Genomic DNA, 18,362 nt, shown 5'->3' with positions numbered 1-18,362 from the left:
CGACATGCCAGACTTGTTAACTTCATTCTTCCGCAGCGGCGCCGTGCTGCGCAGCCGCAGTGTCAGCACGCACGTGCTGACCGCCACCCTGGATATACCCGCCCCTTCGCCACGGCTCGTGGCCGATTGGCAGCGCGAGATCACATCCCGCCTGATGCTGGACGCGGGCGATGTCGAGCAGATGCCCCTGGCGCGCACGCAGGCGCGCTGGCCCGAGACCGCCCGCTGCGTCCAGGCCATGCAGGACTGGACGCGCGCGCTGGGCTGGCAAGACGTGCTGGCGCACAGCGACATGGCCTTGATGGCCTGCCGGGGCGCGCGCTACCACCACGACGGCGGGCAATATGGCGGCGCGGCCTTCTGCAATCTTTTCCTGAGCGAAGACAAGGGGCTGGACGTGCACTTCCCGGGCACCGGCCATCGCATCCCGTTGGCGCGCGGCACCGCGCTGGTCTTCGATACCTGCCAGCCCCACGCCGTGGTGCCGCGCAATGGGAGCCGTTTTGATGAAGCCGACTTTCCGGCCGAGCAGGACTTGTCGCAGTTGTTCCTGAGCTGGGAACTTCCCATCGACACCCCCGCCGTGGCGCAAACGCTGTGCATCACCTTCGACGTCGCCCCCGAGGCCGCCGCGCGATGCGATGACGAGCAAGTCTGGGTGAACGGCGCACCCGCCGAGATTGATCCGGCATGCGGGCAATGGCGGGGATGAGGGTCGTATTCAGTGACGCATGTGCATGCCGGCAACGTCCCCTGTTTCCTTTTCCCAGTGATGCGCCCGCCGTGGGCTAAGTGTCAGCCGCCGCCGCTATACTTTTCTCCACCCGGTGTTTCTGCCCCGCTTTTCCAACCCTAAGTTTCTTGACGCGCAGCGCCCTCGCTGCGCCTTTTTATGCCCGCCTTGATGGACATGCTGCGCCCGCTACGTCGGGCGTTTTGCCGCACTGCCTCCCTCCGCAATGCCGCCCCCGCCACCGCTCTCCTTGCCGCCTTGGCCTTGGCCTTGACGTGCGCCCCGGCACAGGCCGCCCCGCCCACGCTGGCCGAATGCAACGGCATCAAGGACCTGGCTTTTGTCGCCCACCTGGACGACGACCTGTTGTTCATGAACCCCGACATCGCCTCCAACGTCGAGGCGGGCGGCTGCGTGCGCGTCATCTACCTGACCGCCAGCGACGCCGGCGAAGGCGAACCCTACATGCTGGGCCGGGAACGCGGCGTGCGCGCGGCCTACGCCTACATGGCGCACAAGCCCGACGTCTGGAAAGCGGACTCGGGCATTGCCGCCGGCCGCCAGATTGCGCGCTTCACCTTGCAGGACAATCCGCGCGTGCAGTTGTGGCACATGCGCTTGAAAGACCCGTGGCTGGGCAAGGGCTGGGGCAGCCTGACGCCGCTTAGCCGTACGGAATCCGAGCCCGGCCAGAGCGTCGATACGCTGGGCCCCTATCCCGAGACCTACACGCGCGAACAGTTGGTCGACACCCTGGCCGAATTGATCCGCCAATATGCGCCCACCACCGTGCGCCACCTGGACGACACCATCGTCGTGCCCTACACCCAGTTGTGCTGGCGTTGCGCGGGCCATGGCCACCCTGACCACATCGCCAGCGCGCGGCTGGCGCGCGAGGCCATGCTGCGCGTGCCCGGGAACTATGCTGAAACCGGCTATATCGACTACCCCAGCCAGGAACGCGCCACCAACCTGACCGACTCCGAAATCGCCAGCAAGTCGGTGATCTTCCAGCACTACGCCTGGAACGACTACCACTATTGCGCGGGCCCCAGCGGCTGCAAGGAACCCGCCGGCCCGGCCGCCGCCTGGGTGCAACGCGCCTATTACGTGTCGCGCCAGGACATCGCGCCGCAGTTGTACCCGGATGGGCGCGGCGGGCTGGTGGTGTTTGCCGCGGGTGAAACCAATGCCGCCGTCAACCGCTGGGACTCCGGCCAGCGCCGCTGGCAAAGCCTGGGCGGGCGCACCACCGGCCCGGTGGTGTCGTTCGCGCACGCAGACGGCACGGCCGGCCTGATGGCGCGCGACCCGCTGGGCGGCGTGTGGGCCAACAAGCAACGCCACGACGGCACCTGGCAAGGCTGGCAAGCGCTGGGCGGCCTGCGCGTGACGCAAATTCCGGCCGTGGCGCCGCGTGGCGAAGCCGCCGCCGTGGCGCTGGGCTATGACGGCCTGCTGCACTGGATTGCCCCGTCCGGCATCGACGGCAGTTGGGGCACCTGGCAGGCCCTGCCGGCGCTGGACGGCGCCACCGGCGCACCGGCCGCCGCGCGTGGGGCCGACGGCCGCTACGTGGTCTTCGCCAACACCGCCGAGGGCAAGCTTTTCTACACCCGCCAACTGCCGGCCGACCCCGGCAAGCAACCCGCCTGGCAGCCCTGGCGCCCCGTCACCGCGCCGGTCACGGCAGGCGGCCTGGCCGCCATCCGCAACCAGGAAGACCGCGTTGAACTCTATTTCCGCGAGCGTGGCAGCAACCATCTGACCAAGCTGGTGGAAACCGGTGACACCACCGACCTGAACATGGACTGGAGCGCCCCCACCAACCTGGGCCTGCCCTTCATCGGACGCCCCGCCATCCAGGCCGACGCGCGCGGCAACGTCATGCTGGCGCTCCTGGAGCGCTCGGGCGGCCCGCTCTGGCTGGTCGAACGAGGCATCCCCATCAAGCTGAACGCCGACGCCGCCTCGCCCCCCGCGCTCAATATCATCGACGGCACGGTCTACGTAGTGGCCCGCAGCGCGGGCGGCCCGCAACGTTATCAAGTGCTGTCACGCCGCAACGGCGCCTGGGCCGAACGCCTGACGCTGGACGGCCTGCCGGGCAGCGGCGGCGGCCCCTTCGCCACGATGGCGGCGCGTCCGGCCGACCTGCCCAATCTGGGTGCGAATGCGGCAAACCAAACCGTCGTGGTCCGTCCATCGGGCAGCGACACCGGCACGCTGACGGTGGAACGCATGCCGACCCAGGCATCACGCCCCGCCACGCCGACAACGGGCGGCGCCCTGTCGACGGGCATGGCGGCAAGCGCCACTAAGCAGGGCGCCACTACGCCGGGCGCCCCTATGCCGGGCGCCCCTAAGCCGGGCGCCCCTAAGCCGGGCGCCCCTAAGCCGGGCGCTTCAGCACGCACCGCCACGGTCACGCAGTAGTCACATACCGGTCACGCAGGGGTCTCGTCCCCTTGCGGCCCGCCCCCTGTACTGTCTTCCAACAGGTAGCTGGCCAGCCCTTCCACTTCCCTGGCCACTTCCTGCCAGACCCAGCGGATCACGCCGATGGCCTGTTTCTCGGCCGGGTCGCACTCCGCGCAGCGCAAGGCGTCTTCAATGGCCTCGTCCAGCGCCTGTAGCGCCGTGTCCGGCAGGCGGCAAGGCCGCGCGTACGCTTCGCTGCGCAGCGCGCTTGCCATGCAGCGGATGCGCTCGCGCAGGGCTTCAGCCACGTCATGCAGCGCCGGCCCCAGTCGGTGGCAGGTGCGGGTGGACAAGGTGAAGCTTCCCGCCCGTTCCATGAGGGGCGCCGTGCCCCACAGCCCCTCTACGTACTCATGCAGCCGGAAAACCGACGCGCGCGAGATCAGCAGGTCCAACGGAAACGAGCATGCCTGCAAGGCCATGTCTCGCGCGCGCCAATGCGAGCGCGCCATGCCGGGCCATTCGTGCAACCGTGGTCGCTGTCGCGCCTCGTTGAACGCCGCCGCCCAATCGATCAGCATGTCGCCATAGGCCTCGATGGACGCCGCCTGATTCAGGCGGGCGCTGCGCCGGGCCGACAGCGGCAGGACGGCCACCGCCGCCAGAATGCCCGAGGCGGAGCCGACGGCAATGGCCAGCCCCTTGTCGATGGCCCCACCCAGGATGTCGCCGTCGGGCGTTACGGTCAGTATGGTGACGGTGACCAAGCTGTAGCTCAGCATGGGCCAGCGAATCGACAGCACCGCGGCGGCGCCGACACCGGCCACGATGCTCCAGATTTCGCTCACCCCCCATACGTCCGCCAGCAGCACCAGCGACACCCCCAGCACCACGCCAAGCAGCGCCCCCAGGATGCGCGCCGATGCCTCGCCCACGGTGCCTTCCACGCTGGCGCGCACGACGAACAACGCAGAGAACGCGCCCCATGAGATCTCCGGCATGCCGCGCCATCGCATCCATAAGCAAGCGAGCAGCACAGCCGCCACGGTCTGCATCGGCAGCCGGAACGCATCCTCTCCAACAAGAGTACGGCAGTGGGCGGCGGCATTTTGCAGGCGGGAAAACAGGGAAGGACGGTCGGCCTTGCCTTGGGTGGGTACAGGTTGAGTCGGCACGAAAAAACAAGGATCAGCGCATGGAATCTTCATCCGTCAGCAAATGCCGTGCCTTACGAGATCCCGTTGACACCGATGCAAAGTCCGTGAAATATCAACAGCTCAATGGCACCCGCCTTCTGCTGCTGTCGTTGATCTGCTTCATGTAGGCCTATCCGAACCGCCGGGCTACGCAACACCACCACACCCCGCGGTGCTTCAACGATCTATCCACGGAGTGTTGAACATGGCGACACAGCAATCTCTCTCATCCAGTCTGGCCGCGTTGCTCGTGGCGGCGGCAGCAGCGGTAAGCACCGCCCCGGTCGCGGCGCAGGAAGCGCGTAAACCCAACATCATTCTTATCGTTTCAGACGACACCGGCTATGGCGACCTGGGTCCCTATGGCGGTGGCGCGGGGCGCGGCATGCCCACGCCCAACATCGACCGGCTGGCCAAGGAAGGCATGACCTTCTTTTCGTTTTACGCACAACCCAGTTGCACCCCGGGGCGCGCCGCCATGCAGACCGGCCGCATTCCCAACCGCAGCGGCATGACGACCGTTGCGTTCCAGGGCCAGGGCGGTGGCCTGCCGGCAGAGGAATGGACGCTGGCCTCGGTATTGAAAACCGGCGGCTACAAGACGTTCTTCACCGGCAAGTGGCACTTGGGCGAAGCGGACTATTCGCTGCCCAACGCCCAGGGCTATGACGAAATGAAGTACGCGGGGCTGTATCACCTTAACGCCTACACCTATGCGGATCCCACCTGGTTCCCCGACATGGATCCAGAACTGCGCGCCATGTTCCAGAAGGTCACGCGCGGCGCGCTGTCGGGCAACGCGGGCGAAACGCCGCGCGAAGAATTCAAGGTCAATGGGCAGTATGTGGACACACCCGTCATGAACGGCAAGGAAGGCGTGGTCGGCATTCCGTTCTTTGACCGCTACGTGGAAAAGGCCTCGCTGGATTATCTGGATCGCAACGCCAAGTCCGAACAGCCCTTCTTCATGAACATCAACTTCATGAAGGTCCACCAACCCAACATGCCGGACCCCGATTACATCGGCAAATCGCTGTCGAAAAGCAAGTACGCCGATTCGGTGGTGGAACTGGATGCGCGCATCGGGCGCATCATGGACAAGCTGCGAGCACTGGGCCTGGACAAGAACACGCTGGTCTTCTACACCACCGACAACGGCGCCTGGCAGGACGTATACCCCGACGCGGGCTACACCCCGTTTCGCGGTACCAAGGGCACCGTGCGCGAAGGCGGCAACCGCGTGCCGGCCATCGCGTGGATGCCCGGCAAGATTGAACCGGGCGCCAAAGACCACAGCATTGTGGGCGGGCTGGACCTGATGGCCACCTTCGCGGCCATGGCCGGCATCAAGCTGCCCGTGAACGACCGGGCCGACAAGCCCATCGTGTTCGACAGTTATGACATGTCGCCGGTGCTGTTCGGCACGGGCAAGTCGGCGCGCAAGGAGTGGTTCTACTTCACCGAGAACGAACTGTCGCCGGGTGCCATCCGCGTGAACAACTACAAGGCCGTCTTCAATCTTCGGGGCGACAACGGCGTGAAGACGGGCGGCCTGGCGGTGGATACCAATCTTGGCTGGAAGGGGCCGGAGTCCTACGTGGCCGCCGTGCCGCAGGTGTTCGACCTGTGGGCCGACCCACAGGAACGCTACGACATCTTCATGAGCAACGTCACCGAAAGAACGTGGACGCTGCCCACGATGAACGCGGCCGCGGCCGAACTCATGAAGACCTACGTGAAGTACCCGCCCCGCAAGGCGCAAAGCGAGGTCTATAGCGGGCCGATCACGCTGACGCAGTACGAGCGGTTCCAGTACATACGCGATAGCCTGGCGCGCGACGGCTTTACCTTGCCGATGCCCTCGGGGAACTGATCAGGCCGCGCAACGCGGCGGCAATGTCATCCAACACCGGGTCCCAAGCGTGGGGCTCGGGTTGGCGGAACAGCCGCATGGACGGATACCAGGGCGTGTCGGCACGGTCCCGCAGCCAGCGCCAGTCCGGTGCAAACGGCAACATGACCCACACCGGGCAGCCCAGCGCGCCAGCCAGATGCGCGGGCGCGGAATCCACCGACACCAGCACATCAAGCAGCGTGATGAGGGCGGCGGTGTCGTCGAAGTCGTGGATCTCCTGGCTGAGCGACACCATTGCCATGCCGGCGGGCGGCGTATCGGCTTGCGCGCCCGCCGAACCCTGTTGCAGGCTGATGAAGGGGACGCCCGCTTGGGCCAGCGGCGCCAGTTCGGCCAGCGCCAAGGAACGCCGCGCATCGTTGGGATGGCTGGGCCTGCCCGCCCATACCAGCCCCACCCACGGCCGAGGCAACGCCGCCAGGCGCTTGCGCCAGTGCGCAACGCGCGGCGGATCGGCGCGCAGGTATGCCGTGCTGACCGGCAGGTCGCTCAGGCGCAGGCCCAACGCCAGCGGCAGGCTCATCAATTCACAATGGAAGTCGAACGCGGGCGGTAGTGTGCCCGCGCGAATGATCTGGTCGAAACCGCCACCCCGTTCGGCCAAGGCTTGGCAGTGCGCGTTGACCTCCAGCACCACGCAAGCCCCGCTGCGCTCGCGTGCCCAGGCGACCAAGCGGAGAAACTGGAAGGTATCGCCGTAGCCCTGCTCATCATGGATCAGCAAGGTTTTGCCGGGGATGGCCTGGCCATCCCAGCGCGGCTTCTGCACATGACGGCCCAGCATCGTGGTGTGCGGCATCCGGTAGCGAAAACGGTATTCGCGCCAGCCGGTGTCGAAGTCGCCCTGCAGCAGCGCCACTTCGGCCAGGTCGAAGCGCGCGCCCGCGTCGTCGGGCGTGGCTTGCACCACGGCCTCTAGCAGGGCGCGCGCATCGTCCACCTTGCCTGCGCGGCGCAGCGCCTGAGCCTGTATCCGTGCTTCTGCCTGTGCCTCTGCCTGTGCCTCTGCCTGTGCCTCTGCCTGTGCCTCTGCCTGTGCTTCTGCCTGTGCCCCTGCCCCGCCCGAGCGCGCAAGTTCAATCTGGCGCAGATTCTGGTGAGCTTCCTGCATCAAGGGGTCTATGTCGATGGCGCGACGCACCGCCGTCAAAGCCGCGTCGTATTGGCCGTCGTCGCTCAATGCCACCGACAGGTTGCTCAGGGCTTGCGCGTAATTCGGGTTCAACGCCAGCGCGCGGCCGTAATGCAGGAGCGCCTGCGCGTTGTCGCCAAGCCGCTTGCAGGTATTGCCCAGATTGTTGTGTGCCTCGGGGCTGTCGGGCAGAAGCGCCGCCACCCGCCGCAGGCATTCCAGACTGTCGGCCAGTTGGCCCGACTCTTGCAGGATGATGCCCAGGTTATTCCAGCCTTGCGCCGCTTCCGGCGCCAATGCCACGGCACGCCGTGCCGCGCTCTCCGCCTCGGCCAGCGCGCCCTGCCGGCGGCAGATTTCCGCCAGGTTGCTGTAAAAGCTGGCGGGTGCAAGCGGCGACTGGCAGGCGACCCGCAGGTGCTCGATCGCCATATCGGGCAGGCCATAGGCATGGGCCATCAAGCCCAGCAGGTGCCGTGCATCGGGCTGGTCCGGCGCCACGGCCAATACCCGCAGGCAGAGCTGCTCAGCCTCTGGCGCCTGGCCCGCATTCCAGTGCGCATACGCCTGGCTCAATGCAGCCGGAACGGTCATGGGCGGGGCGGCGGAGGGGGGTTGCTTGGCCAAGATGTCAGCTCCACGGCGGGGCGGGCGCAGATCGCAAAGCCCTGATTATCCCGCAGCAGCGCTGAACCTTCGCCGTGGGCCGCAAGGCCAGCCGCCCCGCGGGTCGTGGCCCCTGCAAAGGGGGGGATAAACCATTTTGAAAGGTCAAAACTACCGCTTTTTCATGCGATTGAAAACAGGGCATATGCGGTATTAATGACGCGGAAATTTTCCCACCCACCGATACGCCATTCCCGGAACCTCCTCCCTGCCCTCGCAGTGCGGCACCGGACACACGCGCGCTTTTCTGGCGCGCCGAGGAATGCCCGAGCCCCCCTTGGAGGACCGCATTTTGAATCACATTTACCGGCTGGTATGGAATCGTAAATTGCGCATCTGGCAGGCGGCGTCGGAACTGGCGACGCAATCGCGCGGCGGGCGGGCGGCAACGCAAGGCAGCATCGCGGCGCGCGTGCCTCTTTATGCAACAGGGCTGGCGCTGGCGTTCGGGTTGACCGGCGTCAGCGCGGCGGTGCAGGCGGCGTGTTCGGTTGTCGGCGTTACCGTGACGTGCTCGGGTGCGGCCAACCCCGGCGCGCCCAGCTTCGCCAACAACACCGACATGCTCAATGTGACCGTGGCCGCCGGGGCGACCGTCGGCGTCGACCCCACCGTCGGCGGTACGTCCATGAGCCTGACGGGCAGCAATGTCACCTTGACCAATTTCGGCCGAATTGACGCCAATCTGCTCGGGACCTCGACGGGCTCATCGGCGGGGCTGGTGGTGGGCAACACCTCGGCCAGCACAATCCGCATTTCGAACATGGCGTCGGGCACGTTGGGCGGCGTGGTGGAACCGGTGGCCCCCCTGCCCACCGCGACGACCGGCCTGGCGCTGGCGGTGCAGAACGGGATCGGCGGGGTCAGCCACCTCAGCAATGCCGGCATGATCCAAAGCTCCCCCAGCGCCAACGCCAACGTGAGCCAGGCGGATCTGCCGGTAATTGCCGCGTACGGCGGCGGCCAGGTGGACTTCGTCAATCAGGGCATGATCACGGGCCGTATCGGGTTCCAGGCATCGGGCACGCCGGGCGCGGGCCACAGTTTCGTCAACGCGGGCACCATCGTGGGCGGCGTGTCGCTGGGCCAGGGCGGCAACAATACCTACACCGCGGTGTCGGGTTCGATACTGCTGCGTGGCAACGCCTTCGCGACCGCGGACTTGCCCGTGAACGGCACGCCCGGTTTGACTTTTGCGCCGTCCGGCAAGGTCGATGCCGGCACAGGCGCGGGCGATACGCTGGTGCTGCAAAACGTATTGCCGTCGGCGGGCGTCGGCTCAGGCACCGGTGGCGGCGTTACCTCCATATCAGGCAGCACCTACATCAACTTTGACACCTTGCGTGTCAACAGCGGCTCGTGGAACCTGGAAGGCACACTGCTGAACAGCAGTGGTATCGCGGAGCTGAACGGCGGCCTGGCCAACCTTGCCGACGGCGGCGCGTTGGGCACCGCCGAGATCCATGCAAACGGCGGCACGCTCGCCCTGAACATGGGCGGCCAGACGCTTGTCAACAACATCGTGCTGGGAGCCCAGGGCTTGCAGACAACGGGGGCATCCGACTACACCCTGGCTGGCAACCTGTCCGGCGTGGGCGGCGTCAACGTGGCCGGTACCGGGCCAATCACATTCGACGGCGTCAACAACTACACCGGCGGCACCACGATCCAATCGACATCCACGCTGGTGGGCGACACGCGCAACCTGCAAGGCAACATCACCAACCAAGGCGCGCTGACCTTCAGGCAGACCGCTGCCGGCACCTTTGCCGGCGCCATTTCCGGCTCGGGCACGTTGACCAAGGAAGGCGCGGGCACGCTGACGTTGACCGGGGTGAATTCCTACACCGGCGCGACGTCCATCAACGCCGGCGGCTTGGTAGTGGGCGCGGGCGGCAGCCTCGGCAGCGGTGCCATCAACCTTGCGGCCGGCACCATACTGACCCTGCAGAACACCGGCACCCACACGGTGGGCTCACTTGCCGGCGCGAGCGCCCTCGTGCAGTTGGGATCGGGCACGCTGATCCTGGACAGCACCGCCTCGACCACGTACTCGGGCCAGATCTTCGGCATGGGCGCATTGGTGAAAGAGAATACCGGCACCCAGACGCTGAACGGCTCCACCACCGCCATCAGCGGCATCACCGTCAATGGCGGCACGCTGGCGCTAGGCGCAAGCAGCAACCTGGCCACGAACACGGCCCTGACGGTCAACACCGGCGGCACGTTCGACCAGTCATCGATAGCCAATCAAACGTTGGCCTCGCTTAACGGCAGCGGCGGCAACGTCAAGCTGGGCGCCAGCAACCTGACCGTCGGCGCGGGCGCCTACAGCGGCCAGATCGACGGCACGGGCGGCCTCATCAAGACCGGGTCGGGCAGCCTGTCACTCAACGGCGCCAACAGCTACACCGGTTTGACGCAGGTCTCGGGCGGCACCTTGCTGGTCGGGGCAAGCGCCGCGAATAGCAGCGCCGCCGTCAACGGCAACATCACCGTGGCCGACACCGCCACGCTGGGTGGATTCGGCCGGGTCAATGGGGATGTGTCCGTCCAGGCCGGGGGCCGCCTTGCGCCCGGCGCGCCCGCCGGCGTGTTCACCATCAATGGCGACCTGACCCTGGCTCAGGGGTCCCTGGCGGAATTCAGCATGGGCGCTTCAGGCGTCAGCCACAGCGTCAGCGTCAACGGCAACCTGCAATTGAACGGCGTCCAGGTGAGCGCGCTGGATACGGGAGGCTTTGGCGCCGGCGTGTACCGGCTGTTCGACTACACCGGTTCCCTGACCCTGGCGAATGGCGGCCTGGCACCGTCCGCGGGCCTGGCCGTGCAGTACCTCACTGCTTCCAAGCAGGTGAACCTGGTCAACAGCACTGGCATCGAACTGAATTTCTGGAACGCGAACGGCTTGGCCAGCCCCACCAACATGGGTGGCGGCTCGGGCGTCTGGTCGCTGAACGGCGCCAACTGGACGGACGCCACGGGCGGCGTGACGGGGCCGCGCCATCCCGCCGATGCCTTCGCGATCTTCGGCGGCGCGGCCGGCACGGTGGTGGTCGACGGCACAGCCGGTGCGATCTCGGCGCAAGGCATCCAATTCGCCAGCGATGGCTATCACCTGACCGGCGACGCCTTGACCGTATTGGGCACCACGCCCGGCACGCTGGGCGAAATCCGGGTCGGCGACGGCAGCCAGGCCTCCGCGTCCTGGACGACCACGATCGACAACGTGCTTACCGGCACCGGCATCAACAAGACGGGGCTGGGCACCCTGGTACTGAACGGCGCCAACACCTATACCCAGGCCACGCGCCTGAGCGCGGGTACGTTGTCGGTGTCCAGTGACGCCAACCTGGGCGCTTCCACGGCCGCGCTGGACTTTCAGGGCGGCACGCTGCGCGTAACCGGCACCGCCTTTCAAAACACCCCACGCGCCATCGCCCTGGGCGGCGCGGGTGGCGGATTCGACATCGCGGACGCCGGCAACACGTTCACCGTGAATCAGGCGCTAGCCGGCAACGGCAGCCTGGCCAAGCTGGGCCAGGGCACCCTGGTGCTGGGCGGCACCAACGCCTATCTGGGCGGAACAACCGTGCAGGCGGGCACCTTGCAGGTTGGCGACGGCGCCGTGTCGGGCAGCATCGCCGGCAACGCGAATATCGCCAGCGGCGCCACACTGGCGTTTGCCCGCAGCGACCGCGTGGTGTTTGACGGGCAGGTAAGCGGCGCGGGCCGGCTGCGCCACGCCGGCACCGGAACGCTGGTGCTGACCGGCCAGAACACCTACACGGGCAACACCCTTATCGACTCGGGCACGCTGCAAGTGGGCGATGGCGGCACCACCGGATTCATCACCGGCAACATCGCCAACCAGGGCAGCCTGGTCTTCAACCGGTCAGACGATATCGTCTACGCGGGCGCGATGTCCGGCGCGGGCGGCACAACCAAACTAGGCGCGGGCGCGCTCGTCCTGACCGGCGACAGCAGCGCCTACACCGGCACCACGCAACTGTCGGCCGGCACCTTGCAAGTGGACGGCAAGCTGGGCGGCAACGTCCTGGCGGCCGCCGGCACAACGCTGGCCGGCACGGGCAGCCTGAACAGCGTCACGGTAGGGTCGGGCGCCACGCTCGCGCCAGGCAATGCGGCAACGCCGCAAGGCCGCATGACGCTGTCGGGCGACCTGGTTCTCAAACCCGGCTCCACCTACCGCGTCACCACCACCGCCAACGGGCAGAACAGCAGCGTGCAGGTGGCGGGCGCCGCCAGCCTGGGCGGATCGGTCGTGCAAGTGGGCGAGAACGGCAACTACGCAGCGTCCACCACCTACACCATCCTGTCCGCGAACAACGGCGTGCAAGGTCGCTTTGACACCGTCTCCAGCAATCTGGCCTTCCTGACGCCGTCGCTGTCTTATGACAGCAACCGGGTTGATCTGGTGGTGAACTTGAAAGACGTACCGTCAGACGGTGGCGGCACGCGCCCCATTCAATTCGCCGACGCAGCCGTCACCGGCAACCAGCGGTCCGTGGCCGGGGCGCTGCAAAGCCTGCCCACCGACAGCGTGCTCTACCAGCACATCCTGAACCTGCCCAACGGCGCGCCGCCCGCGGCATTCAATGCGCTGTCCGGCGAAGCCCACGCCAGCACGCTGTCGGTGCTGCAGAACGTGAGCGGCTCGTTCACGCAGATGCCGATGACACGCTTGCACGCCAACCTCAACGCCGGCCAGCTCCCCGGCGCGCCCACCGCGCAACTGGGCATGGGCGACGCGGCCTCGCTGCCTCAGTCGGCCGCGCAACCGTTGTGGACCCAGGTCTTCGGCAAATGGACCACGTTGGCGGGCGACAGCAACAGCGCCAAGACGACCCAATCGGACGCCGGCGTCACCATCGGCGGCGACGTGGCCGTGGGTGGGGGCTGGCGCCTGGGTGGCGCGGTCGGGTACGCCAACAGCGACAGCCGCACCCGTGAACGCGCGTCAAGCGCCGACACCGACAGCTACAGCATCGCGGTGTACGGCGGCAAGGCGTTCGATGCGGGCGCGGGCAAGATCAACGTCAGCCTGGGCGCGGCCTACTCCTGGCACGACGTGGACACCCAGCGCAGCACCGCCGCCGCCGGACTCGACCAGACCCTGAAAGCCAGCTACGGCGCCAGCACCGGCCAGTTCTTCACTGAACTCGGCTACGCCGCCCCCGTCAATGAGCACCTGACCCTGGAACCCTTCATCGCCGCGAACTATAGCGACCTGCGCACGCGCGGTTTTTCGGAATCAGGCGGCGACGCGGCGCTGCGCGGGCAAAGCAGCCGCAACGACATCACCACGACCACGCTCGGGCTGCATGCACTGACCACGTTCGACAGCGCGGGCGCACGCGGCTACGCGCGCGGCACGCTCGGCTGGCGCCACGCCTTCGGCGACCTGAATCCGGCCAGCGTGCTGGCCTTCGCGCAAGGGGGAGATTCGTTCACGGCCACCGGTACGCCCGTCGCGCGAGACGCGGTGGTGGTGGAAGTAGGCGTAGGCATCGACGTCAGCAAACGCACCACGGTGGGGGTGAGCTACGGCGGACAGTTCGGCGACGGCAACCGCCAGAACATCGGCACGCTGGACGTGCGCTACCGCTTCTGATCGGCGCGTTACGCCACGTGCGGCGTGGGCGCCAGGCGACGCACGACTTGCAGCACATCGGCGGGCTCAGCCGGTTTGCGCAGGTAGGCCGCATGGCCTTCGCAAGCCGCGCACACCTCGTGTTCGGGCCGGCCGCTCAGCACCAGCACAGGCGTTTCGCTCAGGTAGGCGTTTTCGCGCATGGCGGTCAAGAGCGCGCCCCCGTGCATGCCCGGCATGGAAAAGTCGGTGATCACCAGGTCCGGGCGCACGGCCAACATCTGTTGCAACGCGGTCAGGCCGTCGGTGTGCGTCGTGACCTCGTAACCTTCGTCGCCAAGGAACTCGCTCAACAACTCGATCAGCACGGGCTGATCGTCGACAACAAGAATTTTCGTCATGGTGTTCAATGCCACGTGGCGCGGCGTTGGTATGTTTGGTCGCCCGGGCCAGGTCGCCAGCGCCTTTTCAGGGTGGCGCAACGGCAAGGGGCGGGAAAGAGCCTGCGTCGCTTCATGGACTTCCGGCGCTTTCAAGCGTACGCGGAACGCGCAGGACGGCGGGCGGTATAAGGCGGAATCCTAGGGCATGCGCGTCGTTCATGTATGAAGGAATTGTATCGGGACGAAACGGCCCGGCAGGCGCGTTAAAACCCCGTACCGGCTCATCAGGACACATCTATGGTTGGATCGCAGGTTCGAGTCACCCTGTCGTTGATCGCCCCGACGCTGGTGCTGATCTTCGGCATTACATTTGTTGGCATTTGGTGCGTCTACCGGCGTCGCACCTATCTCTTGCATCTGGCCACGGGCTGCGCGCTGTTTGCCGCGGGCGCGGTGTCACAGATTCTGTATGTCCCGCGCGACTCGGGCGCCAATGCGCTGGTGTCCGGCATGCTGTACACGGCGGCCGTTTGCGCGGCCACACAAGGCATCTTGAACCGGGTAGGCCGGGGGTTGCGGTGGCGCGCCTACGCCGTGTTCTGCGCCGCCATCATGGTGGCGCTTTGGTACTTCTTCTATGTAGACCGCAACTTGCTGGTGCGCGTCTATGTGCTCAATATCGGCTTTGGCGGTTTGCTGTGCGTGGCCGCCTTGCGCATGCGATCGGCGGCCACGGGCCGGCGGATCGACACCGCGCTGTTTGTCGTGCTACTGGCGTTCGGGCTGCATTTTCTACCGCGCACCTTGTTGAGCATCGGCGCGCGCGCGCCCAGCGGGCCGCTTGCTTTCGCCGATTCCCCGTTCTGGCAGTGGTTGCAGCTATCGCTTGCCGTGTTCAGCGTGGGGCTGGCGATTACGCTGCTGCTGGCGATTGCCGCCGACACCATCGAAGAGGTGCGGCATGAAGGCGAAAAAGACTGGTTGACCGGCTTGCTCAACCGCCGGGGTTTCGAAGCGCGCATGCGCCCCTACCAAAACGGCGGCCCAGACCCCGCCGCGCTGATCGTCTGCGACGTGGACCATTTCAAGCGCATCAACGATGAGTATGGCCACGACGGCGGCGACGCGGTGCTCAAGAACGTGGCGCGCGTGCTGGCGTTGTCCGTCCGCAAGCGTGACCTGCTAGGCCGGATAGGCGGCGAGGAATTCGCCGTTTACCTGCCCGCCACCGACTTCCAGGAAGCCTTGCATTGCGCCGAACGATTGCGCGCCGCCGTGGCCGACACGGTGCGCGCCCCCGACCTGGCCACGCCGGTCACCATGAGCCTGGGCGTGGCCGCCGCCATCGGCGCCGAAAACTGGGAATCCTTGTTCCGGCGCGCGGATGAAAACCTCTATGCCGCCAAGCGCGCGGGCCGCAACCAGGTCGCGGCTTGAGCCGCTGCCCCCGCTTGCGGATGGCGGCCCACGCCTAGCTCTGCGGCGCATCGCGGAACGAACGCTGATGCGCCGTGCCGCCCGCCGCGCTCAGGTTGTAGGCGGTATTGACCAGGCCGATATGCGAAAACCCCTGCGGAAAATTGCCCACCAGCCGTTTGCGCGCCACGTCGTACTCTTCGGCCAGCAGCCCCAGGTCATTGCGCAGCGACAGTAAATGGTCAAACAAGCGGTGCGCGTCGTCCAGCCGGCCCTGCATGATGTAGGCGTCGGCCAGCCAGAAGCTGCAGGCCAGAAACGCGCCCTCATCGCCCGGCAGCCCGTCGTCGCTGTGCTGCGTGGAATAACGCAGCAACAAACCGTCGCGCAGCAGCTCACGTTCGATGGCCTGCACGGTGCCCGTCACGCGCGGATCGTCCGCCGGCAAGAAGCCCACTTGCGGAATCAGCAGCAGGCTGGCGTCCAGCGCCGTGCCGCCGTAGTACTGCACAAAGGTATTGCGTTCCGCGTCGTAGCCGTTGGTGCAGATGTCGTGGCGAATCTCGTCGGCAAGCGCGCGCCAGCGGTCCACCGGCCCTTCCAGGCCAAAACGCTCGCAGGACTTCACGGTGCGGTCCAGCGCCACCCAGCACATCAGCCGGGAATGCGTGAACGCGCGGGTCGGCCCCCGCATTTCCCAGATGCCGTGATCGGGCTGCCGCCATAGTTCTTCCAGCGGTGTCAGCAACACCTTCTGCATGCGCCACGCTTCGGCCAGCGGCGCCAGTTCCGCCACCCGGGCCGCGTGCAGCGTCTCGATCAGTTCGCCGTAAACGTCCAGCTGCATCTGCCCCGCCGCCGCGTTGCCCAGGCGTACCGGCTTGCTGCCTTCATAGCCCGGCAACCACGGTATCTCGTGTTCCGGCAACCAGCGTTCACCCGCAATGCCATACATGATCTGCAATTGGTTCGGGTGCCCCGCCGCCGCGCGCAACAGCCATTGCCGCCACGCCTCGGCCTCTTCGCGGTAGCCGGCGTTAAGCAGCGCGTACAGCGTCAGCGCGGAATCTCGCAGCCAGCAATGCCGGTAGTCCCAATTGCGGCTGCCGCCCAATTGCTCGGGCAGCGACGTGGTGGGCGCCGCCACGATGCCGCCCGTGGGTTGAAACGTCAGCAGCTTCAGCGTGATCAGCGAGCGGACGACCGCATCGCGCCGCTGGCCGGGTCCGTTTTCCCAATGACAGCGCTTGGCCCATTCATGCCACCACGCAATGGTGCGGTCCATGCTTTCCAGGCGGTCCGGCACAAAATGCGGCGTCTTGTGCGAGCGGTGATAAGACAAGGTGAACGGCACGGTTTCGCCTTGGTGCACCCTGAAGGCCGACACGGTCTTCATGTCGTGCCCTTGCAGCGGGACGGCCGTGTGCAGCTCGACGGCGTCCGGCCCGGCGATAGCGCTAAGCCCATAATCGCGGCGCCGCACCCAGGGCACGGCCTGGCCGTAGTTGAAACGCAGCGTCAAGGCCATGCGCATGTCCACGTGGCCGGACTCGCCCCGCACGATACGCACCACGTCCACGCGCTCTTCCTCGTCGCTAAGCGGCATGAAGTCGTAGACGCGCACCACCCCGTCGGGCGTTTCATGGCGCGTCTCCAGCACCGCGGTATCGGGCAGGTAGCGGCGCGTGGTGGTGTGGCCTGTGCCATCGGGCGCAAGCAGCCAGCAGCCGTGGCTGTCGTCGCCCAACAAGGCGGCAAAGCAGGCGGGGGAATCAAAGTGCGGCAGGCACAGCCAGTCGATCGAGCCGTCGCGCGCCACCAGCGCGGCCGACAACATATTGCCGATCAAGCCATAGTCTTCGATGGGTTTGGACATGGCTTAGCCCGCCCCGCGAAATTCGGGGTACAGCGTCATGCCGCCATCAACGAACAAGGTGGAGCCTGTGACGTAATCCGAATCGTCGCTGGCCAGCCAGGCCACCGCGCGCGCCACGTCCTCGGGTTCGCCGATGCGTCCATACGGAATCAGCTTGAGCAATTCCTTCATGCTTTCGGGCGTGTTCCAGGCGGGCGCGTTGATGGGGGTGCGGATGGCGCCCGGCGCAACGGAATTCACGCGGATCTTCATCGGCGCCAGCTCTTGCGCCAGCGACTGCATCAGCAGCGACACGCCGCCCTTGGACGCCGCGTAGTTCGACTGGAACGCCCACGGAATGACTTCATGGACCGAACTGATGAAGATGATTTTGCCTGCGGCTTCGCCTGCCGGCGGCGGAGGAGCCCGATTCAAGAACATCCGGGCCGCCGCGCGGGCGCACAGGAACTGGCCGGTCAGGTTGGTGTCGATCACCTTCTGCCACTGCGCCAGCGTCATGTCCTGAATGGCAGCGGGCTGTTCGATACCGGCGTTATTGACCAGGATGTCCACCGTCTGAAAGTGGTCCGACGCCATGCGGAACAAGTGTTCGACGTCGTCCTCGCGGCTGATGTCGGCCGGTGCCGCGATGGCTTGCCCGCCCGCGCTGACGATCTCTTGTACCACCTCGGCCCCGCGCCGCGCGGAGTCCTCATTGGGCCGATGGTTGACCACCACCTTCGCCCCCGCCGCCGCCAGCACCAGGGCAATGCCACGCCCAATGCCGGAATTCGCGCCCGTGACGATCGCCACGCGCCCTGACAGATCCACTGCATGCCGCATGTTGTTCTCCGATGCTGTTGTCCCACGCTTGCCGCTTTCAAGCGGACCGTTGACGCCCGCTGTCCAGGACCAAGCGTCAGCGTAGTCCTGAAGCGGCGCAAATTTCAACGGGGTCAGCAATTCTCGTTCCCGCCATTAGCTTGTCGGGGCTGGCAAGACAGATAGCCTGCTGTACAGTAATTCACCCT

General features: G+C 66.6%; 10 protein-coding genes. 5 read left to right on the top strand and 5 right to left on the bottom strand.

From position 1 onward, the window contains the following. Positions 1 to 4 precede the first annotated feature (4 nt). Together CVS48_RS11875 and CVS48_RS11870 are read left to right on the top strand one after the other, a co-directional pair. Positions 5 to 712, top strand: coding sequence for a hypothetical protein (locus CVS48_RS11875; protein WP_100854631.1), 708 nt, complete (start codon positions 5 to 7; stop codon positions 710 to 712). 180 nt (positions 713 to 892) lie between these two features. Then, a complete protein-coding gene (locus tag CVS48_RS11870) occupies positions 893 to 3,169 on the top strand; it encodes a DUF8189 domain-containing protein (protein ID WP_242001306.1) in 2,277 nt (758 codons plus the stop codon). A gap of 11 nt (positions 3,170 to 3,180) precedes the next feature. Here the strand turns inward: CVS48_RS11870 and CVS48_RS11865 are convergent, their stop codons facing one another. Then, entirely contained in the window at positions 3,181 to 4,209 is a 1,029-nt protein-coding gene (locus tag CVS48_RS11865) for an FUSC family protein (protein WP_279629474.1), read from the bottom strand. A gap of 346 nt (positions 4,210 to 4,555) precedes the next feature. Between CVS48_RS11865 and CVS48_RS11860 the strand changes: the two genes are divergently transcribed. Further along, the gene (locus CVS48_RS11860; protein WP_100854630.1) at positions 4,556 to 6,223 is read left to right on the top strand and encodes an arylsulfatase; all 1,668 of its coding nucleotides are present in this window, start codon (positions 4,556 to 4,558) and stop codon (positions 6,221 to 6,223) included. Here the strand turns inward: CVS48_RS11860 and CVS48_RS11855 are convergent. After that, positions 6,195 to 8,024 (bottom strand): tetratricopeptide repeat protein, encoded by a 1,830-nt coding sequence (locus CVS48_RS11855; RefSeq protein ID WP_242001308.1) that lies wholly within the window; start codon positions 8,022 to 8,024, stop codon positions 6,195 to 6,197. The two genes, CVS48_RS11860 and CVS48_RS11855, sit on opposite strands and share 29 nt — an antisense overlap. A gap of 331 nt (positions 8,025 to 8,355) precedes the next feature. Between CVS48_RS11855 and CVS48_RS11850 the strand changes: the two genes are divergently transcribed. After that, the gene (locus CVS48_RS11850) at positions 8,356 to 13,698 is read left to right on the top strand and encodes an autotransporter domain-containing protein (protein ID WP_167400978.1); all 5,343 of its coding nucleotides are present in this window, start codon (positions 8,356 to 8,358) and stop codon (positions 13,696 to 13,698) included. An 8-nt stretch (positions 13,699 to 13,706) separates the two neighbouring features. Here CVS48_RS11850 and CVS48_RS11845 read toward each other — a convergent pair whose 3' ends face one another. Next, a complete protein-coding gene (locus CVS48_RS11845) occupies positions 13,707 to 14,078 on the bottom strand; it encodes a response regulator (RefSeq protein WP_100854628.1) in 372 nt (123 codons plus the stop codon). 279 nt (positions 14,079 to 14,357) lie between these two features. Here CVS48_RS11845 and CVS48_RS11840 point away from each other — a divergent pair, with 279 nt between their 5' ends. Beyond that, positions 14,358 to 15,497, top strand: a complete 1,140-nt coding sequence (locus CVS48_RS11840) for a GGDEF domain-containing protein (protein WP_100854627.1) — start codon at positions 14,358 to 14,360, stop codon at positions 15,495 to 15,497. 34 nt (positions 15,498 to 15,531) lie between these two features. Here the strand turns inward: CVS48_RS11840 and CVS48_RS11835 are convergent, their stop codons facing one another. Continuing rightward, entirely contained in the window at positions 15,532 to 17,352 is a 1,821-nt protein-coding gene (locus CVS48_RS11835) for a glycoside hydrolase family 15 protein (RefSeq protein ID WP_100854626.1), read from the bottom strand. A 3-nt stretch (positions 17,353 to 17,355) separates the two neighbouring features. Further along, positions 17,356 to 18,174: a glucose 1-dehydrogenase gene (locus tag CVS48_RS11830; protein WP_100854625.1), complete on the bottom strand. Its 819-nt coding sequence runs from the start codon at positions 18,172 to 18,174 to the stop codon at positions 17,356 to 17,358. Positions 18,175 to 18,362 lie beyond the last annotated feature (188 nt).

Origin of the sequence: Achromobacter spanius (assembly GCF_002812705.1) — a bacterium.
Lineage (GTDB): Bacteria > Pseudomonadota > Gammaproteobacteria > Burkholderiales > Burkholderiaceae_B > Achromobacter > Achromobacter spanius.
This window is presented reverse-complemented; position numbering and strand designations above follow the sequence as displayed.